Origin of the sequence: Parazoarcus communis, from assembly GCF_003111645.1 — a bacterium.
GTDB lineage: Bacteria > Pseudomonadota > Gammaproteobacteria > Burkholderiales > Rhodocyclaceae > Parazoarcus > Parazoarcus communis_A.
In genome coordinates this window covers 1,130,724-1,155,361 of the sequence record NZ_CP022187.1, presented here as the reverse complement: position 1 = coordinate 1,155,361, position 24,638 = coordinate 1,130,724, and the positions used below count along the sequence as shown (strand labels likewise).

The 24,638-nt window shown below is 64.7% G+C and carries 20 protein-coding genes; 5 read left to right on the top strand and 15 right to left on the bottom strand.

Features of this window, described 5'->3' with window-relative positions:
• Positions 1-21 precede the first annotated feature (21 nt).
• Positions 22-1,278: a lipoprotein-releasing ABC transporter permease subunit gene (locus tag CEW83_RS05340; RefSeq protein WP_108948411.1), complete on the top strand. Its 1,257-nt coding sequence runs from the start codon at positions 22-24 to the stop codon at positions 1,276-1,278.
• Complete coding sequence (lolD, locus tag CEW83_RS05335) at positions 1,271-1,993, top strand: lipoprotein-releasing ABC transporter ATP-binding protein LolD (protein ID WP_108948410.1); 723 nt, start codon at positions 1,271-1,273, stop codon at positions 1,991-1,993. The genes CEW83_RS05340 and lolD overlap by 8 nt, the downstream gene beginning before the upstream one ends.
• A 19-nt stretch (positions 1,994-2,012) precedes the next feature.
• On the opposite strand, the gene CEW83_RS05330 is transcribed toward lolD, so the two are convergent.
• Positions 2,013-2,576, bottom strand: coding sequence for a DUF2062 domain-containing protein (locus CEW83_RS05330; RefSeq protein ID WP_108948409.1), 564 nt, complete (start codon positions 2,574-2,576; stop codon positions 2,013-2,015).
• Between the two features lie 79 nt (positions 2,577-2,655).
• Between CEW83_RS05330 and CEW83_RS05325 the strand changes: the two genes are divergently transcribed.
• Positions 2,656-5,007, top strand: a complete 2,352-nt coding sequence (locus CEW83_RS05325; protein WP_108948408.1) for a DNA internalization-related competence protein ComEC/Rec2 — start codon at positions 2,656-2,658, stop codon at positions 5,005-5,007.
• 131 nt (positions 5,008-5,138) lie between these two features.
• Positions 5,139-7,520: a protein kinase domain-containing protein gene (locus tag CEW83_RS05320; protein ID WP_108948407.1), complete on the top strand. Its 2,382-nt coding sequence runs from the start codon at positions 5,139-5,141 to the stop codon at positions 7,518-7,520.
• A 98-nt stretch (positions 7,521-7,618) separates the two neighbouring features.
• Here the strand turns inward: CEW83_RS05320 and CEW83_RS05315 are convergent, their stop codons facing one another.
• From CEW83_RS05315 to CEW83_RS05290, 6 genes are all read right to left on the bottom strand, one after another.
• A complete protein-coding gene (locus CEW83_RS05315; RefSeq protein ID WP_159099388.1) occupies positions 7,619-7,909 on the bottom strand; it encodes a hypothetical protein in 291 nt (96 codons plus the stop codon).
• Between the two features lie 49 nt (positions 7,910-7,958).
• Complete coding sequence (locus tag CEW83_RS05310; protein WP_108948405.1) at positions 7,959-8,498, bottom strand: TPM domain-containing protein; 540 nt, start codon at positions 8,496-8,498, stop codon at positions 7,959-7,961.
• Positions 8,499-8,500: 2 nt separating this feature from the next.
• Positions 8,501-9,349 carry a TPM domain-containing protein gene (locus CEW83_RS05305; protein ID WP_159099520.1) on the bottom strand — a complete coding sequence of 283 codons (849 nt, stop codon included), beginning with the start codon at positions 9,347-9,349 and terminating at the stop codon, positions 8,501-8,503.
• Between the two features lie 114 nt (positions 9,350-9,463).
• Positions 9,464-10,081 carry a LemA family protein gene (locus CEW83_RS05300; protein WP_108948403.1) on the bottom strand — a complete coding sequence of 206 codons (618 nt, stop codon included), beginning with the start codon at positions 10,079-10,081 and terminating at the stop codon, positions 9,464-9,466.
• Between the two features lie 25 nt (positions 10,082-10,106).
• On the bottom strand, positions 10,107-10,988 hold the full coding sequence (locus CEW83_RS05295; protein WP_108948402.1) for a tellurite resistance TerB family protein: 882 nt from the start codon (positions 10,986-10,988) through the stop codon (positions 10,107-10,109).
• Between the two features lie 123 nt (positions 10,989-11,111).
• Positions 11,112-11,717 carry a class I SAM-dependent methyltransferase gene (locus CEW83_RS05290; RefSeq protein ID WP_108948401.1) on the bottom strand — a complete coding sequence of 202 codons (606 nt, stop codon included), beginning with the start codon at positions 11,715-11,717 and terminating at the stop codon, positions 11,112-11,114.
• A 276-nt stretch (positions 11,718-11,993) separates the two neighbouring features.
• Between CEW83_RS05290 and CEW83_RS05285 the strand changes: the two genes are divergently transcribed.
• Positions 11,994-14,729, top strand: coding sequence for a nitrate reductase (locus CEW83_RS05285; RefSeq protein ID WP_108948400.1), 2,736 nt, complete (start codon positions 11,994-11,996; stop codon positions 14,727-14,729).
• 27 nt (positions 14,730-14,756) lie between these two features.
• Here the strand turns inward: CEW83_RS05285 and CEW83_RS05280 are convergent, their stop codons facing one another.
• The 8 genes from CEW83_RS05280 to CEW83_RS05245 all read right to left on the bottom strand — a co-directional run bounded on the left by CEW83_RS05280 (position 14,757) and on the right by CEW83_RS05245 (position 24,510).
• Positions 14,757-14,975: a hypothetical protein gene (locus tag CEW83_RS05280; RefSeq protein ID WP_108948399.1), complete on the bottom strand. Its 219-nt coding sequence runs from the start codon at positions 14,973-14,975 to the stop codon at positions 14,757-14,759.
• A 30-nt stretch (positions 14,976-15,005) separates the two neighbouring features.
• Positions 15,006-15,707, bottom strand: a complete 702-nt coding sequence (gene rquA / locus CEW83_RS05275) for a rhodoquinone biosynthesis methyltransferase RquA (protein WP_108948398.1) — start codon at positions 15,705-15,707, stop codon at positions 15,006-15,008.
• A 157-nt stretch (positions 15,708-15,864) separates the two neighbouring features.
• Positions 15,865-17,046 (bottom strand): formate-dependent phosphoribosylglycinamide formyltransferase, encoded by a 1,182-nt coding sequence (gene purT, locus CEW83_RS05270; RefSeq protein WP_108951222.1) that lies wholly within the window; start codon positions 17,044-17,046, stop codon positions 15,865-15,867.
• A gap of 81 nt (positions 17,047-17,127) precedes the next feature.
• Positions 17,128-18,792 carry an energy-dependent translational throttle protein EttA gene (gene ettA, locus CEW83_RS05265; protein WP_108948397.1) on the bottom strand — a complete coding sequence of 555 codons (1,665 nt, stop codon included), beginning with the start codon at positions 18,790-18,792 and terminating at the stop codon, positions 17,128-17,130.
• 101 nt (positions 18,793-18,893) lie between these two features.
• The gene (locus CEW83_RS05260; RefSeq protein WP_108948396.1) at positions 18,894-20,135 is read right to left on the bottom strand and encodes a hypothetical protein; all 1,242 of its coding nucleotides are present in this window, start codon (positions 20,133-20,135) and stop codon (positions 18,894-18,896) included.
• Positions 20,136-20,250: 115 nt separating this feature from the next.
• Entirely contained in the window at positions 20,251-20,763 is a 513-nt protein-coding gene (locus tag CEW83_RS05255; protein WP_108948395.1) for a glutathione peroxidase, read from the bottom strand.
• Between the two features lie 55 nt (positions 20,764-20,818).
• Positions 20,819-23,479 carry an EAL domain-containing protein gene (locus CEW83_RS05250; RefSeq protein ID WP_234419001.1) on the bottom strand — a complete coding sequence of 887 codons (2,661 nt, stop codon included), beginning with the start codon at positions 23,477-23,479 and terminating at the stop codon, positions 20,819-20,821.
• The gene (locus tag CEW83_RS05245) at positions 23,476-24,510 is read right to left on the bottom strand and encodes a cytochrome-c peroxidase (protein WP_234419000.1); all 1,035 of its coding nucleotides are present in this window, start codon (positions 24,508-24,510) and stop codon (positions 23,476-23,478) included. The genes CEW83_RS05250 and CEW83_RS05245 overlap by 4 nt, the downstream gene beginning before the upstream one ends.
• Positions 24,511-24,638 lie beyond the last annotated feature (128 nt).

Here is a 24,638-nt window from a genome sequence, read left to right as displayed (position 1 = left end):
ACACTCTCGAACCCATTTCCGATGCGCTATGAATTCCTGGTTGGCCTGCGCTATACCCGCTCACGCAAGCGGGCGCAGGGGCGGAACCGTTTTATCTCCTTCATCTCGCTGGTATCGATGCTGGGCATTGCCCTTGGCGTGGCGGCACTGATCGTGGTGCTGTCGGTGATGAACGGCTTTCAGGAGGAGTTGCGCACCCGCATCCTCGGTGTGGCGTCGCACGTGCAGGTGCAGAGCCTGGACGGAGAACTGCGCTCTTGGCAGCAGGTTGGCGAACAGGCCCGCCGTCACAAGTCGGTGATGGCGACTGCGCCCTATGTGCAGGAGCAGGGCATGCTGTCCTTTGACGAGGCGGTGCGCGGCACGATGGTGCGTGGCGTGATTCCCGCGCTTGAAGACACGGTGGCGGACTTCGGTCAGCACATGAAGGCGGGCAGCTTTGAGGCGCTGCAACCGGGGCGCTTCGGCATGATCCTTGGCCGCGATCTGGCCCTGGCATTGCGCGTCGGCCTCGGCGACAAGGTGACGCTGATCGCACCGCAGGGGCTGGTGACGCCGGCGGCGGTGCTGCCGCGGGTGAAGCAGTTCGAGGTGGTCGGCATCTTCGAAGCCGGCATGTACGAATATGACTCAGGGCTGGCGCTTATCCATCTTGCCGACGCCCAGGCCCTCTACCGGATGGGCGATGCGGTGAGCGGGGTCCGGCTCAAGCTCGACGATCTGTTCGCTGCACCTCGCGTCGCGCGTGAGTTGGTGACGTACATCGAAGAGCCCGGCCTGATGATCAACGACTGGACCCGCAGCCATGCCAACTTCTTCCGCGCCGTGGCGCTGGAGAAAACCATGATGACGCTGATCCTGTTCCTGATTGTCGGTGTGGCGGCCTTCAACATCGTGTCCACGCTGGTGATGGCGGTGCAGGAGAAATACGCCGACATCGCGATCCTGCGCACGCTGGGCGCGAGTCCCGGATCGATCATGACCATCTTCGTGCTGCAGGGCTCGATCATCGGCCTGGTCGGGCTGGTGGCGGGTCTGCTCGGCGGGCTGGCGATCGCGCACAACCTGGATGTGGTCATTCCCGCGCTGGAAACGATTACCGGCGCGACCTTGTGGAACAAGGAAATCTACTACATCAACGAATTGCCTTCGAAGGTGCTGATGAGCGACGTGGTGAGCATTCTGACCGTGTCGTTCACGCTGACGCTGCTGGCGGCGCTGTATCCGAGCTGGCGCGCATCGAAGGTGAATCCGGCGGAGGCGCTGCGCTATGAGTGAAACCACGAATCGGGCGGCAGCCGGATCGGCAAGCCTGTCGGCGCATGAGCCCGTGCTCGCCTGTGACGGTCTGGAGAAGCAGTTCCGCGAGGGTGCGGATGCGGTGAAAGTCCTGGGCGGCGTGACGCTGTCGGTGGCGCGCGGCGAGCGCCTGGCCATCGTTGGCGCATCGGGCTCGGGCAAGAGCACGCTGCTGCACCTGCTCGGCGGGCTGGATGTGCCGAGTGCGGGCACGGTGCGACTGATGGGCAAGGATTTCTCGAAGATGTCCGACGCGGCCCGTGGGCAGCTGCGCAATGGTGCGCTTGGCTTCGTCTATCAGTTTCACCACCTGCTGCCGGAGTTCTCGGCGCTCGAAAATGTGGCGATGCCGCTATACATCCGCCGCATGAACCCGGCAGAAGCCAACGAACGCGCGGCTGCGATGCTGCGCGAGGTCGGCCTGTCGCATCGCCTCGATCATGCGCCCGGTGAGTTGTCGGGTGGCGAGCGTCAGCGTGCGGCGATTGCACGTGCGCTGGTCACCGAGCCCGCCTGCGTACTGGCGGACGAACCCACGGGCAACCTCGACCGCCGCACCGCAGAGAGCGTGTTCGACCTCATGCTGTCGCTCAACGAGCGCCTGTCGACCAGCTTTGTCATCGTCACCCACGACGATGCAATGGCGCGCCGCACCCAGCGCAGCCTGCGGCTTGAGGACGGACTGCTGGTCTGAGCGTGGGGTTTGCGCAGGCTCAGCCCGTGTCGCGCTGCCTGGGGGCACGGTTCAGCTGCCGGGCCCGCCACTGGCGGATCAGCCAGATCCGCCACGTGCCGCGCACGATGAAGTAGCCGGCACACGACAGGCTCGCAGCGAGCAGCGCCAGCCCGAGCGCAAGCGGCTTACCGAGACCCGCCATCCACTGGATCATTGCGCCGATCCAGCCGGTGATATCCATGCCGACGAGTTCCGGCGGTGCGCTGAATGCCACCGAGCCAGTGCTGCCGAGCGCGACATCACCAATCGCGAAGGCAGCTACATAGAGCGGCACGATGGTCAGCGGGTTGGAGTACAGGGTGATGATCAGCGCCAGCGGCAGGTTCACCCGCAGCACCACGCAGCAGATCGCCGCGCCGAGCATTTGCAGCGGGCCGGGAATCAGTCCGCAGAACAGCCCCACAGCCACCGCGCCCGCTGCCGAGTGACGGTTCAGGTACCACAGTCTGGGGTGCAGCAGCGTGCCGGAAAATGGCCGCAGCCAGCGGTTTTCGCGCACGGCCTCGTGCTTGGGCAGGAATCGTTTCAGTGATTTTCGCATGGTGTCCGCCCATTCTAGCGCAGCGGCCACCGCGCCTGATCTTGCCGGCAGACGGCGGCTGCGGGCATGATCCGTGTTTATGCGTATGGCAAGTGTCGCCTTCCTTCTCGGCATCTGGTGGCTGCAGCAGCAAGCCGCCCTCCCGCGCCTCGACGTGCCCTTCACCATTACCTGCGTGGCATGCCTGGTGGTGCTCATGCTTGCTGCTTTTCAGCGGCCTGTGGTCCGGTGCACAGGACTTGTTCGCTGGGGGCTGATCGCCATCGCGACGCTTGCGGTGTCCGGTTCCGGCTACCTGTATGCCGCGGCGCGGGCGAATGTCCGCCTCGCCGATTCCTTGCTGCACAACCTGGAGGGCAGGGATCTGGCGATGACCGGTGTCGTCGCGGAGCTGCCGCAGGCGGTGGGCGAAGACGTGCGTTTCGTGTTCGAGGTCGAGGAGGCCGATGCCGGCGTGCCGGGTCGGGTGCTGTTGTCCTGGTATCGGCCGCGCGACGAGGATGCGCCCTTGCCCCATGTCTCGCCTGGTGAGCGCTGGCACTTCGTGGTGCGTCTGAAACGCCCTCATGGCAACGCAGTGCCGGGCGGTTTTGACTACGAAGCATGGCTGCTGGAACGAAACCTTCGTGCCACCGGCTATGTGCGGAACCCGAACGAGGCGCTCAGGCTGGATGCGGATGCCGGCGGCTTCATGCATGGCGTGCACCGCCTGCGCGCCCACATTCGCGATGCCATCGGCGCTGCGCTGCCCGATGCCCCTCATGCCGGCATACTGATTGCGCTTGCGGTCGGCGACCAGGGGGCGATCAGCCCTGCGCACTGGGAGGTGTTCCGCCGCACCGGCGTGTCGCACCTTGTGGCGATCTCCGGCATGCACATCTCCCTGGTCGGTCTGATGATCGGCGGACTGTGCGCGCAGGTGTGGCGGCGGGTGCCGTGGCTGGCGCTGCGGGTTCCGGTGCGCAAGGCCGCGGCGACTGCGGCCCTGATTGCCGCTCTTGGCTACGCGCTGCTGGCCGGCCTTGGGATTCCGGTGCAGCGTGCGCTCATCATGCTGATCGTGGCAGTGGTCGCGTTGCTCCTCGGGCGCGAGTCTGCGCCTGGCCGGGTGCTGGCGCTTGCGCTGCTGTGCGTCGTGCTGATCGATCCATGGGCGGTGCTGTCCCCCGGGTTCTGGCTTTCGTTCGGCGCCGTTGCCGTCATCCTGCTGCTGGCTGGCGGACGTGTGCGCCCGGACTCCGGCTGGCGCATGGCGGTTCGGATCCAGCTCGCGATCACGTTTGCCACCATTCCGGCGCTGCTTGCCCTGTTCAATGCGTTCTCGCTGGTGTCGCCCGTTGCCAATGCGATCGCGATTCCGCTCGTCAGCTTCGTGATTACGCCGCTGACGCTGGGCGCCATCCTGTGTCCCAGCCCCGTGCTGCTGTTGCCCGCACACACGGTAAGTGGGTGGATGCTGCATGTGCTCGAGTGGCTGGCCGATTCGCCCGTGGCACTGTGGCAGCAGGCACAGCCACCGGAATGGATGATCGTCGCCGGATGCGTGGCTGCTCTCTTTCTGCTGCTGCCTGCTGCGACACCCGGCCGCGGCGCTGCCCTCGCGGTGATGGCGGCCTTGCTTTCATGGCAGGCGCCGCGGCCCGACTGGGGTCAGTTCAGGGCAGTGGTGCTCGATGTGGGGCAGGGGCTGTCGGTTCATGTACAGACCGCGAGCCGCGACATGGTGTACGACACCGGTCCGGCCTATGGTGCGAGTGATGCCGGGATGCGCGTGGTGGCGCCCTATCTGGGGGCGCTTGGCGTGAGCCGTCTCGACCGTCTGGTGCTGTCGCATGACGATGCCGATCACGTCGGTGGCACGCAGAGCGTGCTGGATGCGGTGGCGGTGACGCACATTCTGGCCGCCGACGAGGCATCGACCCTCCGTGGTCTGGCCCGCTGGCCGGGTGAGGCCTGTACCGCCGGTCGCACATGGGAGTGGGATGGCGTGGGCTTCGATGTGCTCTGGCCAGCGGCGGGGATGCTGCCGGCCCGGCGCAATAACGAGCATTCCTGCGTGCTGCGAATCCATGGCGCAGGCGGCTCATTGCTGCTGGTCGGCGATGTCGAGCACCTGGCGGAGCAGACGCTGGTGGCGGCCCACGGCGACACGCTTGCGAGCTCGGCCATCGTCGTCGCACATCATGGCAGTCGCTCGTCGTCCATCGATGCATTCGTCGATGCGGTCATGCCCGAGCTGGCCGTTTTCTCGGTGGGCTACCTTAACCGCTTCGGCCATCCCCATCCTTCGGTCTGGACGCGCTGGGCGGTGGCAGGGGCGCGCAGCTACCGCACCGACAGTCAGGGCAGCATCACGCTGGAGGTGGATGCAGACGGCGTCACTGCAACGGCAAGTCGCGAACGCCATCCACGTTACTGGCACGGGCGTTGATCGGCCCGGCCTGCAGGGGGTGCGCGGGGATCGAATGCGGAACCGTACCGAGTTACTCGACCGTATTGCTTTTTTGTAATACTTTTGACCTAATCGGTCTGCTTGCCACCACCCGCCAGAATCAAATAACAATGACAAACGCAATCGGACGCTTCGAACTGCAGCGAGAACTCGGGCGCGGTGCGCAGAGCGTGGTATTTCTCGCCTTCGATCCCCAGCTCGAGCGCGAAGTGGCGGTGAAAACGGTACATTTCAGCGAGAAGCGTGCCGCCATGGGCGAAGCCCTGCTCGCCGAGGCTCGCAGCGTCAGCCGTCTGCGCCACCCGGGGATCGTGCCCATCTTCGAGGCCGGGGAGTTTGCCGGCGACCCTTACCTGGTGTTCGAGTATGTGCCGGGAGAGAGCCTTGCCCGCTTCATGAAACGAGAGGGCGTGGTCGAGCCCGCCCGTGCCGCAGGGCTGATGGTGCGGATTCTCGCGGCCATCGCTGCCGCGCATGCGGAAGGGGTGATCCACCGCGACCTGAAGCCGGGCAACGTGCTGATGGACGGTGGTGGCACGCCAAGGGTGATGGACTTTGGCATTGCCCGTCGGTTGGCGGGCGGCAAAGGCGTTGCAGGCGCGTTCTCCGGCACGCCGGCCTACATGGCGCCGGAGTACATTCTCGAGCGTGAGGTGAGTGCGCGCGGGGACGTGTTCGCCGCCGGGGTGATCCTGGTCGAGATGCTGCTCGGGCGCAGACTGTTCGTTGGCGACGACATTGATGCGGTGATGCGCAAGGTGGCCACGGAGTCGGTCGTTCTGCCCGACGACTGCGGGCTGGACGAGCGCCTGGTCGGGATTGCATTGCGCGCGGTTTCACGCGATCCGGCGACGCGCTACCAGACCGCGACCGAGTTCGAGCAGGCGCTGCAGGGCTGGCTCGCGCCTCTGGAAGAAGCGCCGCCCTCGGGCGGAAGCCAGAGCACGGTGGAGTTCTTGTTGCGGCGCATGCGACACAAGAGCGATTTCCCGGCACTGTCCGAGTCGGTCGGGGCGATCAATCGCATTGCCGGCAGCGAATCCGAAAGCATCAACAAGCTGTCTTCCCTGATCCTGCGCGACTTCTCGCTGACCAACAAGCTGCTGCGCCTGGTCAATTCGGTCTATTACCATCAGGCCGGGGCAGGCAATATCAGCACGATCTCGCGGGCGGTTCTGGTGCTCGGTTTCGATGCGGTACGCAACATCGCGATCACCGTGCTCCTGTTCGAACACCTGCAGAACAAGCACAACGCCAGCCAGCTCAAGGAAGCGTTCCTGCGCGCCAATCTTGCGGCGCTGCTTGCGCGCGAGCTGGCGGTCAGACTGCGTTCGCGCGATCTGGAGCAGGCGTATATCTGCTCGATGTTCCACGGTCTGGGCCGTCTGCTGTCGCAGTTCTACTTTCCGGACGAGAGCGAGGAGATCCGGCGTCTGGTTACACAGAAGGAGTGTGGCGAGGATGCGGCCGTGCATCGTGTGCTGGGCATCAGCTTCGATGAGCTTGGTGTCGGGATCGCCCGCAGCTGGGGTTTTCCTGCGTTGATCGTTGACAGCATGCATCGTCTGCCGACGGGCGCTGTGCGCAAGCCGGCGACGAACGAGGAGCGATTGCGCGTGCTGGCGGGATTCTCGAACGAGATCTGCTCTGCGCTCGCGCTGGTCGATCCGGAGCAGCGCGAACGCGAGCTCCAGTGCACTGCCGCACGCTTTGGCGATGCCTTGCCGGCGGCCGAGTTCGATTTGCGGGAGACCGTCAATGCCTCGATCGAGCAGCTGACCGATTTTTCCCGCATCATCCGTATCAACCTGCACCAGACCCAGTTCGGCCAGCAGCTGAAGAAGTTCAGCCGCAGCAAGGGGACGGCCCATGGCGAAGATGAGGACGAGGGCGCAGCGAGCGAGGCTGCCGCCGTCAGCAAGGGTGGCTCAGGTGGCACCATACCCTCAGGCGTGTTCGACGCGGACGGGCTGCGGGTGGATACCGAGACCGTACTGTCGGCCGGAATTCAGGACATCAGCAACACCCTGGTCGAAGACTTCAAACTTAACGATGTGCTGCGCATCATCCTCGAGACGATGTATCGCGCGATCGGCTTCAGGCGCGTATTGCTGTGCATCCGGGACGCTCGCAGCAACACCATGCAGGGGCGGTTCGGACTGGGGCCGGAGGTGTCCGAGCTGGCGAGGAAGTTCTGCTTCCCGCTCAGCTTCACGCCCGACATCTTTCACGTCGCCACCTCAAAGGGCGCCGACATCCTGATTTCGGATGTGAACGATCCGGGGATTGCCGATCGCATCCCGGGCTGGTTCCGGGACTCGGTGCAGGCGTCCACCTTTGTGCTGCTGCCGCTCACGATCAAGCAGAAACCGGTGGCCCTGATCTACGCCGACAAGGATCACGCCGGTGAAATCGTGATCTCGGAGCGCGAGCTGTCGCTGCTGAAAACCCTGCGCAACCAGGCGGTGCTCGCGATCAAGCAGTCAAGCTGACGGCGTCAGCCATCACTCGACGCCGTAACGCACTTCGAACCGCGGCTGCATTTCCGCTTCGTCCCCGAGCTCGCCCGCCACCACGCCGATCAGGCGACTCAGGATTGCTTCGGCGGACAGCATGATGAGAATGCGCTCGTCAGTGCCCACCAGCGGCAGTCGTTGGCGCGCTCGGAGAGCTTGCGATCCATGATGTCCATCGCGAGCGCAGACTTGGCCACGCAATCGTGCAGTACCGACGACAGCACATTCGCATAAAGCTTGGTCGTGGAATCGCTGAACACCTTGTGCGTGCGCGCCGCGGTGCTGCCGATTTCGCGCAGCAGAACCTTGGCAAACGCGCCATTGAGTGCGGCGCCGACGGGACGGCTGCCGTCGGCCGGCATCACCCGATAGGGGTAGATCAGCTTAGCGGCTTCGCCGGGCAGCAGGTCCGGCTCAGCGCACGACCGGTCGGTTGGGGAGCTGGTTTCCGCGCGCGCGGCTGATTGTCTGCCCGACGTCCGGGAACCGTGCGCTCAGCGCGGCATCCACGGCATCGATGGCGATGCCCAGTCCCGCTTCATGGTCGCCGCTGGCGAAGGTGCCGAGCACGCGTGGCAGCACGCTGCCGAGCTGCTCAGGCCCGAGCTGGTCGGCGATGCCCCGGTCGGCGACGATCTCTATCCGGTGCTCGGCGAGCTGGACGTAGATCAGTACGCCGTTGTTGTCGGCCGTGTCCCACACCCGCATGGTGGAGAAGAGGTCGATCGCACGTTCGCGCACAAGGTTTTCGATCGGCTCGCGGTGCCAGGCGTGGCGCCAGAGCATTGCCCGCGGCAGACTCGCCTCGATGCACAGGCAGATCTCGCCCGTGTGCTTCAGTTCGCTGTCGTGGATGCGCTGGTCGAGCCGGTTGAGTGCGGCCTCGCCCAGCAGGCGGAAGGCGTCGTCGGCGTCGAGCCAGAAATGGCGCAGGAGTCTTGTTGTCAGGTTCATGATCACCAGCCTCCCGACGCGCCGCCACCACCGAAGCTGCCGCCTCCGCCAGAGCGGAAGCCGCCCCCACCGCTGCTGCGACCACCTCCGAAGCCACCTCCGCGGATGACGGGGCCGCCCCCGCCAAAGCCGCCACCCCCGCCGCCGCCACCGATGGCGATGGTGAAGATCAGCGCAAGCACGCCGCCGACGATCGCCAGCAGCAGGCTGCCGGTAATCAGCTGGACGATGAAGCCCATCACGCCGGCTGTGGCCAGGGTGCCGAGCTTGCGTCCAAGCACGCTGGTGAGAATGCCTCCGAGCACCGGCACACCTACAAAGAGAAAGGCGGCGATGTCTTCGAGCGAGAAGTCCCAGTCATCGCCTGAGGAGGCGGACTGTACAGGGAGTGGCAGGTCTTCGCCGGAGATGCGGGCGATAAGGCCCTCCACGCCCGCCGCAATGCCGGCGGCAAAGTCGCCGTCACGAAAGCGCGGGGTGATGAGGCCGTCGATGATGCGAAAGGCGATGACGTCGGGCACGGCGCCTTCGAGCGCGCGTGCGACCTCGATCCGGACCTTGCGGTCATTCTTGGCGACCACCAGCAGCACACCGTCGCCTACCTCGCGGCGGCCGATCTTCCATTGATCGGCAACGCGGAAGGCGTACGAGGCGATGTCCTCCGGCGCGGTGCTCGCGACAACCAGCACCACGATCTGGCTGCCGCGTTCGGTTTCGAATGCGGCCAGTCTGGACTCGAGCGATTGACGGACGCCCGCGTCGAGCGTGCCGGTCTGATCGATGACCCGGGCGCTCAGTTCGGGCACCGGAAGCACCGCCTGAGCAAACACTGCTGTGCTCAGCAGCAGCATTGCACAGGTGAGCCAGCGCAAGGAGAGTGCGATCAGGGACGAAAGCCGTGTCTGGCCATGCCGACGCGCACTGCGGTTCGAACTGACGTGAATCATCCCGCGTCCTGACATGCCTCAGCGCGAACCCTGGCTACCGAAATCCACTGTCGGCGGACGCGAAATCTCGGCCTCGTTTGCAACCGTGAAGCCGGCCTTGGGCGCGTAGCTGAAGATCATCGCGGTCAGATTGGTCGGGAAGCTGCGCGCGAGCACGTTGTACTGTTGCACCGCGCCGATGTACTTGTTGCGAGCCACGGTGATGCGGTTCTCCGTACCCTCGAGCTGTACCCGCAGTTCCTGGAAGCCCTGGTTCGCCTTCAGATTGGGGTAGTTCTCGGATACGGCCAGCAGTCGCGACAGGGCGCCGCCGAGCTGCCCCTGTGCCTGCTGGAAACGCTCCATGGCCTGCGGGTCGTTGAGGGTTTCAGGGGTGACCTGAATCGCGGTGGCACGCGAACGCGCTTCGATCACCCGGGTGAGGGTGGTCTGCTCGAAGTCGGCTTCGCCCTTCACGGTGGCGACGATGTTGGGAACGAGGTCGGCGCGACGCTGGTACTGGTTGAGCACTTCGGCCCACGCGGCCTTGGTCTCTTCGTCCAGACGCTGGAAGTCGTTATAGCCGCAGCCCGACAGCCCCAGCAGGGCGACCAGGCTGAGCAGCAGTGAAAAGCGGCGGATCAGGCGTTGAAGCATTTCAGTGATTCTCCTGTAAGCGGTGTCAGAGCTGAGGCGCGCCAGTGAGCGAGTGCAGGCGTTCGACTGCGCTTGCATCCAGTTGCAGCATCTGCGCCAGGGTGCGCAGGTAGTTGCGCTCGGCTTCGGTGTCGAGGTTGATCGCAAGCAGGGATGCGGCATACACCTGAGTACCGACCAGTGCGTCCGGTACGTCGGCGACCAGCGCCTGAAGGTTGAGTGGCGCGCGCAGCTCATCGGTGATGAACTGCTTTTCTTCGGCGCTGACGCCGTCGTCGTCGATCTTGCCGACAATGCGCTGGATCTCTTCGTCGTCAATCTGGCCGTCGGCCTTGGCGGCGCTGATCATCGCGCGCAGCACCAGGGTTTCGGCCTGTGGCGATGTGAGTTCGGCGAACTGCTGCGGTGCCATGGCGGGCATTGCGGCAGCCGCGCCGGCGCTCTGGGACTGTTGCCAGTGCTTGAACGCGGCCATGGCCAGCGTGCCGAGAATCGCCATGCCACCACCGCTGGCACCGCCACGGGTGTTTCTGCGTCCGCCGCCGAGCAGCATGCCCGCGAGGTCGCCCAGACCGCCCGCGCCACCCGACGCGCCCGACCGCCCGCCACCAAGCAGCATGCCGGCCAGATCACCCAGACCGCCGCCTTGTGTGCCACCTGCACTGCGTCCACCGCCAAGCGCACCGGCCGCCATGTCGAGCAGACCGCCGAGGCCGCCACCGCCCATTGCATTCGACTGCGGGTTTTGCTGCGCACCACCCTGGCCGCCGAGCAGGCCGCCAAGCATCTCTTCGAGCCCGCCCATGCCGCCGAGGCCCTGTGAACCCAGGGCGTGATCGAGGCGGCCACGGCTCTGATTGGCCATGCCTTGCTGCAGCAGTTGTCCGATGATGTTTCCGAAGCTCATGCTATTTACTCCTTCTGACGGGGCGTGCTGCCCCGAGTGGGTGGTGCCGGACACCTTGCAACTGCGGCGGTCGGTGACCGCATCAAGATGTCAGTTGCAAGCATGCCTGAATAAGGCAGGTGTTCAAAGCTTGCGCCACACGCTGGCAAGCCAGGGCTGTTGTGCGCACGGCAGACCGGGTGGCCGGTAGTAGTGATGCAATTCCGTGAAGCCGGCACTGGCGAGCAATTGACGCCACGTTTCCAGATTGTAGTAACAGCCGTAGCGTTCGCCGCTGAAGCCTTCCTGGTTGTCGCCACGCGGATTCGAACTGAACAGGACGCCGCGCGGCTTCAGTGTGCGATGCAACCGGGTCAGCACATCGGGCAGCGCCGGGCGCGGCACATGAAACAGCGAGGCGTTGGCAAAAACGCCATCGAAATGTCCGGTCGGCAGGTCGAGTGCGATGAAGTCCTGGTGCAGCACCGCGCAGCCGGTGTCGACGCTTGCCATGCCGACAAAGGCTGCCGAACCGTCCAGCCCGACCGCCTGATGCCCGAGCGCGCTGAAATACTTCAGGTCACGCCCCGGCCCGCATCCGAAATCGAGCAGGGTGAAAGGGGCAGGTCCTTCAATCGCACCCAGGAATGCAGCGTAGTTCTGGCTGACGTCGTGATCGCGGGTTCCGTCGCGGAATCCGGCTGCTTCGCGGTCGTAGTGTGCAATGGTGGGGCGGGTAAGTTCTTTCATCGATCCTGTTCGAGGGAGGGTTCCACGGCCCCGGGGCGCGGTGCCGGCGACCAGTACATCAACTTGGCGCCAAACCTGAATAGCCTACCATCTGCACCCGTGTGCCGGACGGCTGCGCGGAACGATTCGTGAAGCCTGGCACGGTTTCAGTGCGTAGAGCGGGGGTGGTGCACCGGATTGATGCGCGAATGGCCGGGCTTGCCCCGGAAGCGTGCCCGTTGCTCAGTGCCAAGCTGGCAAGCTTTCTGCTAGAGGTCCTGAAACAAGGAGTCCAGCATGGCAGAAACGCGTTCCACCTGTTGTTATTGCGGCGTTGGCTGCGGTGTCATCATCGAGCACGAAGGCGATCGGATTACCGGTGTGCGTGGCGACCCCGCGCATCCGGCCAACTTCGGCAGGTTATGTACCAAGGGATCGACGCTGCATCTGTCGGCTGGACCTGAAACCCTCGCCGTCCGCGCGCTTCGGCCCGAGTTGCGCACTGCACGTGAGACCGCGCGTCAGGGGGTGAGCTGGGAAGCGGCGCTCGATCATGTCGCCGACCGTTTTGCCGCCATCATCCGTGAACATGGGCCGGATGCTGTGGCGTTCTACGGTGCGGGACAGCTGCTCACCGAGGACTATTACGTCTTCAACAAGCTCGTGAAAGGCCTGATTGGCACCAACAACCTCGATACCAACTCGCGCCTGTGCATGTCGAGTGCGGTCAGCGGCTACAAGATGACGCTCGGCGCCGACGCGCCGCCGGCGAGTTACGAGGACATTGCACATACCGACTGTCTGGTCATTGCCGGCAGCAACACCGCGTTTGCGCACCCGATCGTGTTCCGCAGGGTCGAGGACGCGCGCACGGCAAATCCGGCGATGAAGCTGATCGTGATCGATCCGCGCCGCACCGACACTGCCGAGGCAGCGGACCTACACCTTGCGCTGCTCCCCGGCACCGACATCGCGCTCTACAACAGCATGCTGCATGTGATGCTGTGGGAAGGTCTGGTGAAACGCGACTACATCGAGGCCCACACCGAGGGCTTCGATGCGATCAAGAAGACCGTGCGTGAATACACACCGGCCATGGCGTCGGCGATCTGCGGACTGAGCAAGAAGGAGATCGAAACCGCGGCGGAGTGGTTTGCCAGCAGCCCGGCCACGCTCTCGATGTACTGTCAGGGGCTGAACCAGTATGCGTTTGGCAGCCACAACAACGCGGCACTGATTAACCTCCACCTGGCCACCGGCCAGATCGGTCGTGCGGGCGCCGGTCCGCTGTCCCTGACCGGACAGCCCAACGCGATGGGCGGGCGCGAGGTCGGTGGTCTCGCCAACCTGCTGTCGGCGCACCGCGATCTGGCGAACCCGGCGCACCGTGCCGAGGTTGCAGCCCTGTGGGGCGTGGATTCGGTGCCGGAGAAACCCGGCAAGAGCGCCGTCGAGCTGTTCCAGGCGCTCAAGTCGGGCGAGGTGAAGGCGGTCTGGATTGCCTGTACCAACCCGGCGCAGTCGATGCCCGACCAGACCCTGGTGCATGAGGCGCTGGCCACTGCCGAACTGGTGGTGGTGCAGGAAGCCTTCGCCCACACCGAAACCTGTCGCCACGCCGATGTCTTGCTGCCGGCGACGACCTGGGGCGAGAAGGACGGCACGGTGACCAACTCCGAGCGCCGCATCACGCGCGTCCGGGGTGCCGTCGCGGCGCCGGTAGAGGCACGGCACGACTGGCAGATCGCGGTCGACTTTGCACGCCGGCTCGGGGTCGCGCTGGGCAAGGGCGAGCTTGCCCAGCGCATGTTCCCCTACGCCGACCCGGAATCGATCTGGAACGAGCACCGCGAAAGCACGCGCGGTCGCGATCTCGACATCACCGGCCTGTCGTACGCGATGCTGGAGGCGGACGGTCCGCAGCAATGGCCGTTCCCCGAGGGTGCAAGCTCCGGGAAGCAGCGCCTTTACGAAGACGGAGTGTTCCCGACCGTTTCGGGCAAGGCGCGCTTCGTGGTGACCGAGCACGCGATGACGGCGGAGTCGCCCAGCGCGCGCTACCCCCTGCATCTGATCACCGGGCGTTTGCGCGACCAGTGGCACGGGATGAGCCGCACCGGTCTGGTGGCGCGCCTCTACAACCATGAGCAGGAGCCGCTGCTGCACATGCACCCCGAGGATCTCGCGCGGCGCAGGCTGAAGGGCGGCGATCTGGTGACGGTGCGCGCGCGAGGCGGCAGGATCGTGGTCAAGGTGCTTGAGTCGACCACCGTGCGCGCTGGGCAGTGTTTCCTGCCGATGCACTGGGGCGGCAACGCGATGTCCGGACTGGGCTCGAACACGCTGATGCCGTCGAAGTTCGATCCGCATTCGAAGCAGCCCGAACTGAAGCATGCAGCCGTACAGGTCGAGGCCTTCGTGGCCGCTCACACGCTGGTGGCAATGCGTGCAAGCGGCGAGGCCGGCGCGGACAATCCGCACGCGCTGATGGAGCGCCTGAGACCCCTGCTGTCCGGCTTCCCCTATGCCAGCCTGACCCTGGTCGGACGTGAGCACCCGGTGGTGGTGCTCAAGGCGCGCAGCGAGCAGATCGAACAGGCGCTGCTGGCCGAGCTCGATCGTGCGCTCGGACTGGACGATCCGCTAAAGACGCTGAGCTACAGCGACAGCCGCCGTGACATCGCAAAACATGCGCGCGTCGACGGTGACCGGCTGACGGCCGTTCGTCTGGCGGGTGAGGCGCTGGCGTCCGACTGGCTGACCGATCTGATGGTGAGGCGCGAATCCGCCGCACCGGTGCGCAACTGGCTGCTGGCGCCGGTCACGCAGCCGCCCGCGGGCAAGGTGATGCGTGGGAAGGTGATCTGCAACTGCTTCGACGTGTCGGAAGACGACATCCTGGCGGCCTTCCGCGCCGGCGAGTCGCTAGATGCCCTGCAGGCGCGAACCCGCTGCGGCACCAACTGCGGCTCCTGCGTGCCCGAACTCAAGCGCATGCAGAACGCTACGCCGACCTCCCGCGCTGCCGCCTGAGCGCGGTGTCGGGGGCGGGGCCGGTTCTCAGCGCTTGCGCTTGGGGGCCGGCCCGTATTTCTTGAACACTGCGCGGGCGTCGAGGTCCGCGCGTTCCTTGGTGCAGATCGACGGATCGTCGTCGTGGCCGCTGAAGAACTCATCTTCCTGCGCACGCATCACCATCGCAACGGCATCTTCTTCGCTTTGGCCGAAGTTCTCGTAGAGCAGGGTGCAGACTTCGTCCAGATGTTCTTCGTAGGTCATGTCAGTTTCCGGATGTTTTCTCAGTAGCGGTCAGGCCTTGCGGCGAATCGCAACAACATGCTGGTACAGCCCGCCGAACAGGGTGCGATGCGTCCAGTCGAACTCGCCAGCGCGGCCCGACATCGATTCAATCGGAGTGTCGAGCAAGGAAGGGGCGTAAGGCTCCAGCGTCCGGAACACCAGGTTCATCACCGGAGCAAGCGGGTTCCAGCGCGCGCAGCGATGATAATCGACAAACACCGCCTTTCCGCCGGGTTCGACTGCGGCGAGCAGATTGTCGACGATCTTCCGGCGCTGGTCTTCAGGGACTTCGTGCAGCAGAAAGAAACAGCACACCCCGTCATACGTCTTGCTGCCCAACGGCTCGCTCAGATCGGCCAGGCGGGCACGGGCATGGGTATGCGCGGCCAGCTTTCTGCGCACATTGGCGATCTGGATCGGCGCCACGTCGACGACATCGAGCGCGCCGTTTTCGCCGACGCGTGCCGCTAGCATCGGTGAGAAAACGCCATATACGCAGGCGGCCTGCAACACCCGCTGCCCGGGCGAAAACTCCGCCACCGCAGCACGCATCAGGCGCCCGGCATTGCCCCACAGAATCGCGGAGACCACCAGGCTGCGGTCCAGCCAGGGCAGGGTACGGTGGCTTAGGTAGGCCCAGGTATAGGTTTCCCGCAGGTAGTCGGGCAGGACGTCGGCGCTTGCGGCCGATTCGGTGGGGGGTGGGCTCATGGCGGCTCCATCGTATCGAGTCATGTCGGTGAGTCCGGGATGCGACCGTCGCCGTCGTGGCCTGGACGAACCTGCGGCGATCGACGTTGCAGCGCACAACGCCTTCAGTATGCCCGCATACGGCCGGCGGCGAAACCGTCTGCCGGCCGTCCTGCGGTCAGCGCTGGGTGCTGACTGCGCTCGCAGCCCTCAAGGCCTTGGCGCGCGCGTCCTCGATACTGTCGTCGAGTGCGAGCGCGACACCCATGCGGCGCTGGCCCTTGATCTCGGGTTTGCCGAACAGCCGCAGGGCGGTATCGGGCTCGCTCAGGGCAGCGTCGAGATTGCCGAACACCGGCTGGGTCGAATCGCCTTCGACCAGGATCACTGCGGACGCTGCCGGGCCGTGCTGGCGAATGGCCGGGATCGGGAGGCCGAGAATTGCACGCGCATGCAGCGCAAACTCCGACAGGTCCTGTGAGATCAGGGTGACGAGACCGGTGTCGTGCGGGCGTGGTGAGACTTCGCTGAACCACACCTCATTCCCCTTGATGAACAGCTCCACCCCGAACAGGCCGCGCCCGCCCAATGCCTCGGTGACGGCCAGTGCGATGCGCTCGGAGGCGGCAATCGCTTCGGCTGTCATCGGCTGCGGCTGCCACGATTCCTGATAGTCGCCTTTCTCCTGACGATGACCGACCGGGGCGCAGAAGGTGGTGCCGCCGGCGTGGCGCACGGTGAGCAGGGTGATCTCGTAGTCGAAATCGATGAAGCCTTCGACGATCACCCGGCCCTTGCCGGCGCGGCCGCCTTCCTGGGCGTAATCCCAGGCCTTCTGAACATCGTCTGCGCAACGCAGCAGGCTCTGGCCCTTGCCCGAGGAGCTCATGATCGGTTTGACCACGCAGGGGAAGCCGAGCGCTTCAACCGCCGCCGCATAGTCTTCGAAACTGTCTGCGAAGCGGTAGGGCGAGGTGGGCAGACCGAGCGTCTCTGCGGCGAGGCGGCGGATGCCCTCGCGATTCATCGTCAGCTGGGCCGCGCGCGCGGTGGGGATCACCGTGTAGCCTTCGGCCTCGAGCTCGACGAGGGTCGCAGTGGCGATGGCCTCGATCTCCGGCACGATGTAGTGCGGCTTCTCCTGTTCGATGACGGCACGCAGCGCAGCGCCGTCGAGCATGCTGATGACGTGGCTGCGATGCGCGACCTGCATCGCGGGTGCGTTGGCGTAGCGGTCGACCGCGATCACCTCGCAGCCGAAGCGCTGCAGTTCGATGGCAACTTCCTTGCCGAGTTCACCCGAGCCGCACAGCAGCACGCGGGTGGCGGTGGGGGAGAGTGGCGTGCCGATACTGACCATGGCGGACATCCCTAAATGTGTTCAAACGAAAACAGACCGCCGGGATTGGCGGCGGTCTGTCCCTGGTGATGCGCAAGCCGCTTAACGCGAGATTGGCTTGTAGCGGATGCGCTTGGGCTTGGCGCCTTCTTCACCCAGACGCTTGCGCTTGTCCTCTTCGTATTCCTGGTAGTTGCCAGCGAAGAAGGTCCATTGCGAATCGCCCTCGGCCGCCAGGATGTGGGTACAGATACGGTCGAGGAACCAGCGATCGTGCGAGATGATCATCGCGCAGCCGGCGAATTCGAGCAGCGCATCTTCGAGCGCGCGCAGGGTCTCGACGTCGAGGTCGTTGGACGGTTCGTCGAGCAGCAGCACGTTGCCACCGGCGATCAGGGTCTTGGCAAGATGCAGGCGACCACGCTCACCACCCGACAGGTTGCCGACGATCTTCTGCTGGTCGCCACCCTTGAAGTTGAAGCGGCCGATGTAGGCGCGGCTCGGCATTTCGAAGCGGCCGACAGTCAGGATGTCGGCGCCGTCGGAGATGGCCTCGAACACGGTCTTGTCGTTGGCCAGACCTTCGCGCGACTGATCCACTGCGGCAATCTTCACCGTCGAGCCGATGACCACTTCGCCACTGTCGGGCGTGTCCTTGCCCTGAATCATCTTGAACAGGGTCGACTTGCCGGCGCCGTTGGGACCGATCACGCCGACGATGGCGCCGGGCGGTACGCTGAAACTGACCTTGTCCATCAGCAGCTTGTCGCCGAAGGCCTTGGAGACGTCGTTGAATTCGATGACCTTGTCGCCGAGACGCTCGCCGGGCGGAATGAAGATCTCGTGGGTCTCGTTGCGCTTCTGGTACTCGACCGTGGTCATTTCCTCGTAGCGCGCCAGACGGGCCTTGGATTTGGCCTGACGTGCCTTCGGGTTGGAGCGTGCCCACTCCAGTTCGGTCTTCATCGCCTTCTGGTGGGCGGCTTCCTGCTTGCTCTCCTGCGCCAGGCGCTCGCCCTTCTGCTCCAGCCAGGACGAGTAGTTGCCCTTCCACGGGATGCCGTGTCCGCGGTCGAGTTCGAGAATCCACTCGGCGGCGTTGTCGAGGAAGTAACGGTCGTGGGTCACTGCGACCACGGTGCCGGGGAAGCGGGTGAGGAACTGCTCCAGCCACTCGACCGATTCGGCGTCGAGGTGGTTGGTCGGTTCGTCGAGGAGGAGCATGTCTGGGCGCGACAGCAGCAGCTTGCACAGCGCGACGCGGCGCTTCTCACCACCGGACAGGTTGCCGACAACGGCATCCCAGGGCGGCAGGCGCAGCGCGTCGGCGGCGATCTCCATCTGTGTCTCGATGTCGGCGCCGGCGGAGGACAGGATGTTTTCGTACTTCGCCTGATCTTCGGCAAGCTTGTCGAAATCGGCGTCGGGTTCGGCATAGGCGGCGTAGATTTCTTCCAGCTTCTGGCGTGCTTCGACGATCTCGCCGAGGCCGGACTCGACCTCTTCCTTCACCGTCTTGGCGGGGTCGAGCTCGGGTTCCTGTGCAAGGTAGCCGATGCGCTGACCGGCGAGATGCTGGACTTCGCCTTCGTATTCCTTGTCGACGCCGGCCATGATGCGCAGCACGGTGGACTTGCCCGAGCCGTTGAGGCCGAGCAGGCCAATCTTGGCGCCGGGGAAGAAGGAGAGGGAAATATCCTTGATGATCTGACGCTTGGGCGGAACGGTCTTGCTCACGCGCAGCATCGACATTACGTATTGGGCCATGGAATTCCGGAAGGGATGGACACGAAACCGTGGAGTCTACCCCAGCTGACGGGATGGCCGCCATGTGGCGATGGCTGCGGCGCCGCATTCGGGCGCGCCGATCAGCGATACAGCGGCAGGGCGCTGATGCGGCGCTCGACTTCGGCGACCAGCTGACCGTAGGCCGCGCTCTCTGTGCTACCGAAGCGGCGGCGGAATTCCGTTTCGGTGATGAATTCGGGCAGGCCCCGCAGGATGGGGACGAGATCGCCGTCGCGCATCGGCGCAGCGAGTGCGGCGTCGATGCGCGCCGGATCGTCGGTGAGGAGCTTGCCGAAGCGGGTGCCGGCACGATCGGCGGCAAGGTCGGCGAAGGAGAAGCCGCTGCCACTGCGGGCGTCCTCAAGCTCCTTGTACAGGCCGATGGCGTCCGCGATCGGCTCGCCTGCCCATGCCGACAGCGCCGCCGAGATGATGAAATGCTGAGCAGTGTCTACGCGGCGGTGAAGCGTCAGCGCCCGGCGCGGCGGACGCGGCCATGCAGCCGCTTCGGGAATGACTGCGGCAAGGTCGCGCCCTGCGAGATAGCTGGCAAGGACGAGGAGTACAGCGCGGCGACGTGCAAGGGATGCGTCGTTACCCGCCTGCAGCATGGGTTTGAGTACCGCAGGCAGGGGCAGTGCCTGTCCTTGCGCGCGGAAACCCAGCAGCCCCGCAAGGTCGCGCTGAGCGGTTTCGAGCTGTTGTGTGGTGTCGTTCGAGAGCGCCAGTGCGCGTGCGCGGCTCAGGAGTTCGGGCTGCCAGACATAGGCGATGTCCACCCTGTTGCCGCTGGCTGCAATCGCAACGCGCCTGACCGAGCTGCGGACGAGGCGCCATTCCTCGCTGTATCCGCCGATCCGTGCCAGCAGTCCGATGAGCGGCAACACCGATTGTGGCGGAAGGCTCAGACTGCCGACCTGAATGCGATCGATGCGAAGCTGCTTGCCATCATCGCTCAGGCGGGCGCGCACGTTGAGATAGCGTTCCACCGTAATCAGCGGTACGGGCAGGGTAAGGCGGAGTTCCGCCTGCCTGGCCGCGGCGGTAAATGCTGCCTGCCCGCCGCCGAAACGTGTGGCGAGGTGATTGACGCCTTCGTCGATGAGCCGCGCCGGGACCATGACCAGCCGCGACTGGCCGGGCTGCAGTTGTCTTGGATCGTTGTGCGCGAGCAGGCGGCGGGCCTCCGCGACCGCTGCGGGCGAGATCGTTTCGCTGCGGCGGACCAGCGCGGACGAATCGAGACTGGCCACAACCACAAGGGAGAGGCCGGCGAGCAGCAGGGTCGCTGCTGCGGCCAGAGCGAGAAACAGGCGGCGCATGTCTGTACGGAATACTCAGCTGCGCTTCGGCGAGCCTGTGAGAGATGCCAATGAACACGGACCCAATGAACCCGACTGCGTGATGCCAGCGCAGGTGCGCGCAAGCCCGCGCGGCTCAGGCATCCAGCAGGCTCTCGATGTCGGAAGCCATCGACGCCGGCGTCGTTGTCGGGGCGTAGCGGCCGACGACCACGCCTTCGCGATCGACCAGAAACTTGGTGAAGTTCCACTTGATCGATTCAGTGCCGAGCACGCCCCTGGCGTTGTCCTTGAGCCAATCGAAGAGCGGGTGTGCGTTGTCGCCGTTGACGTCGATCTTTGCGAACATCGGGAAGCTGACGCCGTAGTTCGTCTCGCAAAAGCTCGCGATTTCGCTTTCGTTGCCGGGTTCCTGCGAACCGAACTGATTGCACGGAAAACCGAGTACGACGAAGCCGCGTTCGGCGTAGTTCTTGTAAAGCGTCTCCAGGCCGGCGTACTGCGGCGTGAAGCCGCACTGGCTGGCGGTGTTGACGATCAGCATCACCTTGCCCGCGTACTCGGCGAGCGTGTGCTCCTGCCCGTCCAGTGCGCGCAGCGGGACTTCGTAAATCGGCGTGTTTGCCGACGTGTCCGGGGTCTCATCCATGGCCTGACGCTCCTGCAGAAGGGAGGTCCGAGTGTGTCGTGGCGCGGCGCTCAGGTCAAATGCTGGTGACGTCCTCGTGCAGTTTGGCCAGCACGGTGCCGGGCAGCCCCATTCGACGCGCGGTCAAGGCCTTCTCGAACTCGGCTGCCGGTACCGGACGACCAAACAGATAGCCCTGGAACTGGTCGCATCCGTGTGCGAGCAGAAACTCGCGCTGGGCTTCGGTCTCGACGCCTTCGGCCACCACCTTCATGCCCAGACTGTGGGCGAGGGCGATCACCGCGGCGGCAATCTTGCCGTCGGTATTCTCGCGGTGGATGTCATTGACGAAGCTGCGATCGATCTTCAGCACGTTGACGCGGAACTGCTTGAGATAGGAGAGCGAGGAATAGCCGGTGCCGAAGTCGTCGATGGAAAGGTCGATACCCATGTCCCGCAGGATGTTGAGGGTCTCGATGGTGCGGTCTACATCGCGCATCAGCATGGTTTCGGTGAGCTCGAGCCCGAGCAGTCCGGCTGGCAGACGGGTTTCGGTCAGGACCTCCTCGACCAGTGATGACAGCTTGCGCTGCGTGAACTGGTGTGCGGAGAGATTGACTGCAACCGGCACCGGCATCATGCCCGCGTCACGCCAGACCTGCAGCTGGCGGCAGGCCTCGCGCATCACCCATTCGCCGATCGGCGCGATGAGCCCGGACTCCTCCGCCACCGGGACGAAGCGGCCCGGCGAGATGAGGCCGAGATCCGGATGGCGCCAGCGCAACAGGGCTTCAGCACCCACCAGACGTCCGTTGGTCGCGCATACCTTGGGCTGGTAGTGGAGCTCGAGTTCGTTGCGTTCCAGCGCGCCACGCAGCTGGTTCTCGAGGAGCAGGTCGCCGAGCGAGGCTGAGTTCATGTCTGCCGAATAGAACTGATAGGCATCGCGCCCCTCGGCCTTGGCGCGATACATGGCGGCATCGGCATTGCGCAGCAACTCCGCCGGCGTAAGCCCGTCGCCATCGAAAATGGCGATGCCGATACTGGCCGTGACCGTGATCTCGTGGTCGCCCAGCAGGTAGGGACGGCCCACGGTCTGCAGGACTTTTCGTGCAACGATCGCCGCATCCTGGGGATGATCGATGTCGGGAACGACCAGCACGAACTCGTCGCTGCCCGGTCTGGAGACGGTGTCGGTTTCACGCACGACCGCAAGACAGCGGTGTGCGACCTGTTGCAGCAGACCATCGCCAAGATCGTGTCCGAGCGAGTCGTTGATGGTCTTGAAGCGGTCGAGGTTGAGCAGCAGCACGGCGGTGTGGCTTCCGACCCGGTGCGACTGCAGGATGGCCTGCTCCAGCCTGTCCTGCAGCAGCAGGCGGTTGGGCAGGTTGGTCAGGCTGTCGTGATGTGCAAGGTGGTGGATGCGAGCCTCGGCGCGCTTGCGCTCGGTGATGTCGGAGAACAGCCCGATGTAGTGGCTGGTCGCGCCGTCCTGGTTGCGCACGGCCGTGATCGACAGCCACTCTGGATAGACTTCGCCATTCTTGCGCCGGTTCCAGATTTCACCTTGCCATTGACCGCGCCGGTCCAGGGTGCGCCACATGTCACGATAGAAGTTTTCGGGCTGGCGGCCTGACTTCAGCATGGACGGAGAGCATTCAAGCATTTCCGCCGTCGTGTATCCGGTGATTTCGCTGAATGCCGGGTTCGTGGCGACGATCCTGCCGCTGCCATCGGTAATCAGCATGCCTTCCGTGGCATTGGTAAACACGGTTGCATAGAGCTTGAGATCGTGCTGGGTGCGATCGAGCGTCGCGATGCGTTCCTTGAGCTGCCGGTTTGCCTGCGCCAGGTCGCCGGATGTCTTGGCAAGCCGGAGCATGACGAGCGCCAGATAGCCGGCAAGGACCAGCGCCAGCACATAGAGGCTGACCCGGTAGTTGTGGGCGGTACGGGAAGCCCGCTCATAGCCGCGGGCATAGGTCTGCGCCAGCTCTTCGCCAAGCGCCGCGGTGGGCATGGCCAATGTCTCGCGGGTCAGGGTGTCGAGAATCGGCTTGCGCTCGAGGATCACTCGGCCATGCAGCAGCACGTTGGTCATCTGCTGTTGATGCGCCCCTTTCAGCTGTGCGACGATCGATTCGAGCTTCGTCATGCTCTCTTCGAGCCGCTGTGCGAGCTGCGCATCAGCGGTATGTGCATGGGTCATCACGCCCCGCACGAAGATCCCGATCGGCCGGGTCTGTGCGATCGGTGCGGTGTCGTCGCCGATCAGGAGGTCGGTTGCGAGCGGCAGATAGGCAAGGGAGTTGCGGAGCACCGAGTGCTCACGCTTGAACAGGTCGATCTGGCGGATCTTCTGTTCCAGCACATCGCGATATTGTGCGACGCGGTTCAGCACTTGAAGACGGTCGCTGGCGGACAGAAAGCCGGGAACGTCCTCGAGCTCGGACACCACCTTGTGCAGTTCGCCGGTTGCCGTGCCGATGGTGTCGAAGTCAAGCTGAATGCCGACGCGGCTGGCCAGCACCGCAGCGTTGAGTTCGGCGTCCGCCTGACGCAACAGCCTGAGTTCGCGCGCATAGTGCTCGTGCGCCTGGGGCGAGATCGCATCGGCGCGCAGGAACAGCCAGCTCAGCAGGCTGGCAGCAATGACGATGGCGACCAGCATCCACGCGAAGCCGGTGCGACTGATGATGGTGGGCAGCAGTGTCGGCCGTTCGTGGGCGCTCATTTCAGGGGTGCTCCACGAAAGCTGCCGCTGAGCGTGTGCAGAAACGCCACGAGAAGCCGACGGTCCTCCCTGGTGAGCGGTCGGCCGAGCTGATAGCGCGCCATGATCTCTACTGCATCGTCCAGTGTCTCGACGCTGCCATCGTGAAAGTAGGGCGCGGTAAGGGCGACGTTGCGCAGACTCGGGACACGGAAAACGTATCGATCCTCCTCGCGGCCGGTGACGTTGAAACGGCCGAGGTCGGCCGGGTTGCTCATGCCTTTGTCGGCAAAGTAATCGCCCATCACGCCAAAGCGCTGGAACAGGTTGCCGCCGACGTTGACGCCCTGATGGCAGCTGGCGCAACCGAGACTCTTGAAACGGGCGTAACCCTCGATCTCATCGGCGCTGAGGGCGTCGGTCCTGCCACGCAGGTACTGGTCGAACCGGGCTCCGGGTGTCAGCAGGCTGCGCTCGAAAGCGGCCAGTGCATCGGCGATCGTTTCCGCGCTGATGCCCTGTGGATAGAGCTCGGCAAACAGGCTGCGATAGTCGTCACTCTTGTTCAGACGCTCGATCACCAGGCTCCAGCTGGAGCCCATTTCCACCGGGTTGTGAAGCGGGCCGGCAACCTGCTCTTCCAGCGTTGCGGCCCGTCCGTCCCAGAACTGAGCGAAGTTCAGGGCGGCGTTGAATACAGTCGGGGTGTTGACGGTGCCGGGTGCGCCACCCACCCCTCTGGAGGCGGGCAGACCGTCGGCGCCGGCCCTGTCGAGCGGGTGACAGCTGGCGCAGGAGATCGTGTAATCGACCGACAGCACAGGATCGTGAAAGAGACGTTCGCCGAGGCCGGCGCGACGCGGGTCTATAAGCTGCGGATCGGCCGGCAGGGGGGAAATCGGCTCCGCGCGCCGGATGACATCGGCCATCATCAGTGTGGTGGGCGATGAGGAGGCTGCCGATGGCGCTTCACGCCAGGTCAGGATGACCAGAGTGGCAGCAAATACGGTCAGCAGGCCAGCTATAACAAAATTAGGCGTACTGTTTTTCACTGTGGAATCATACTTCCGCAGAGTTCAGCCAATTTGACCCTGATCAAGGAATTTGAGAACTCTTCGCACTTCGGGAGAAGTTTAAAGATATTCCTTTCGTGGTATGCCGTCCTGCGTACCGGCCCGGT

Excerpts from the sequence above, each read along its gene's own strand:
- CEW83_RS05250 (WP_234419001.1), bottom strand. The coding sequence starts at position 23,479 with ATGAGCGCCCACGAACGGCCGACACTGCTGCCCACCATCATCAGTCGC.
- CEW83_RS05320 (WP_108948407.1), top strand. The coding sequence starts at position 5,139 with ATGACAAACGCAATCGGACGCTTCGAACTGCAGCGAGAACTCGGGCGC.
- CEW83_RS05340 (WP_108948411.1), top strand. The coding sequence starts at position 22 with ATGCGCTATGAATTCCTGGTTGGCCTGCGCTATACCCGCTCACGCAAG.
- CEW83_RS05260 (WP_108948396.1), bottom strand. The coding sequence starts at position 20,135 with ATGCGCCGCCTGTTTCTCGCTCTGGCCGCAGCAGCGACCCTGCTGCTC.
- CEW83_RS05255 (WP_108948395.1), bottom strand. The coding sequence starts at position 20,763 with ATGGATGAGACCCCGGACACGTCGGCAAACACGCCGATTTACGAAGTC.
- CEW83_RS05325 (WP_108948408.1), top strand. The coding sequence starts at position 2,656 with ATGCGTATGGCAAGTGTCGCCTTCCTTCTCGGCATCTGGTGGCTGCAG.
- CEW83_RS05280 (WP_108948399.1), bottom strand. The coding sequence starts at position 14,975 with ATGACCTACGAAGAACATCTGGACGAAGTCTGCACCCTGCTCTACGAG.
- purT (WP_108951222.1), bottom strand. The coding sequence starts at position 17,046 with ATGGTCAGTATCGGCACGCCACTCTCCCCCACCGCCACCCGCGTGCTG.
- CEW83_RS05295 (WP_108948402.1), bottom strand. The coding sequence starts at position 10,988 with ATGAGCTTCGGAAACATCATCGGACAACTGCTGCAGCAAGGCATGGCC.
- CEW83_RS05310 (WP_108948405.1), bottom strand. The coding sequence starts at position 8,498 with ATGAACCTGACAACAAGACTCCTGCGCCATTTCTGGCTCGACGCCGAC.
- ettA (WP_108948397.1), bottom strand. The coding sequence starts at position 18,792 with ATGGCCCAATACGTAATGTCGATGCTGCGCGTGAGCAAGACCGTTCCG.
- lolD (WP_108948410.1), top strand. The coding sequence starts at position 1,271 with ATGAGTGAAACCACGAATCGGGCGGCAGCCGGATCGGCAAGCCTGTCG.
- CEW83_RS05305 (WP_159099520.1), bottom strand. The coding sequence starts at position 9,349 with ATGCTGCTGCTGAGCACAGCAGTGTTTGCTCAGGCGGTGCTTCCGGTG.
- CEW83_RS05330 (WP_108948409.1), bottom strand. The coding sequence starts at position 2,576 with ATGCGAAAATCACTGAAACGATTCCTGCCCAAGCACGAGGCCGTGCGC.
- rquA (WP_108948398.1), bottom strand. The coding sequence starts at position 15,707 with ATGAGCCCACCCCCCACCGAATCGGCCGCAAGCGCCGACGTCCTGCCC.
- CEW83_RS05285 (WP_108948400.1), top strand. The coding sequence starts at position 11,994 with ATGGCAGAAACGCGTTCCACCTGTTGTTATTGCGGCGTTGGCTGCGGT.
- CEW83_RS05290 (WP_108948401.1), bottom strand. The coding sequence starts at position 11,717 with ATGAAAGAACTTACCCGCCCCACCATTGCACACTACGACCGCGAAGCA.
- CEW83_RS05300 (WP_108948403.1), bottom strand. The coding sequence starts at position 10,081 with ATGCTTCAACGCCTGATCCGCCGCTTTTCACTGCTGCTCAGCCTGGTC.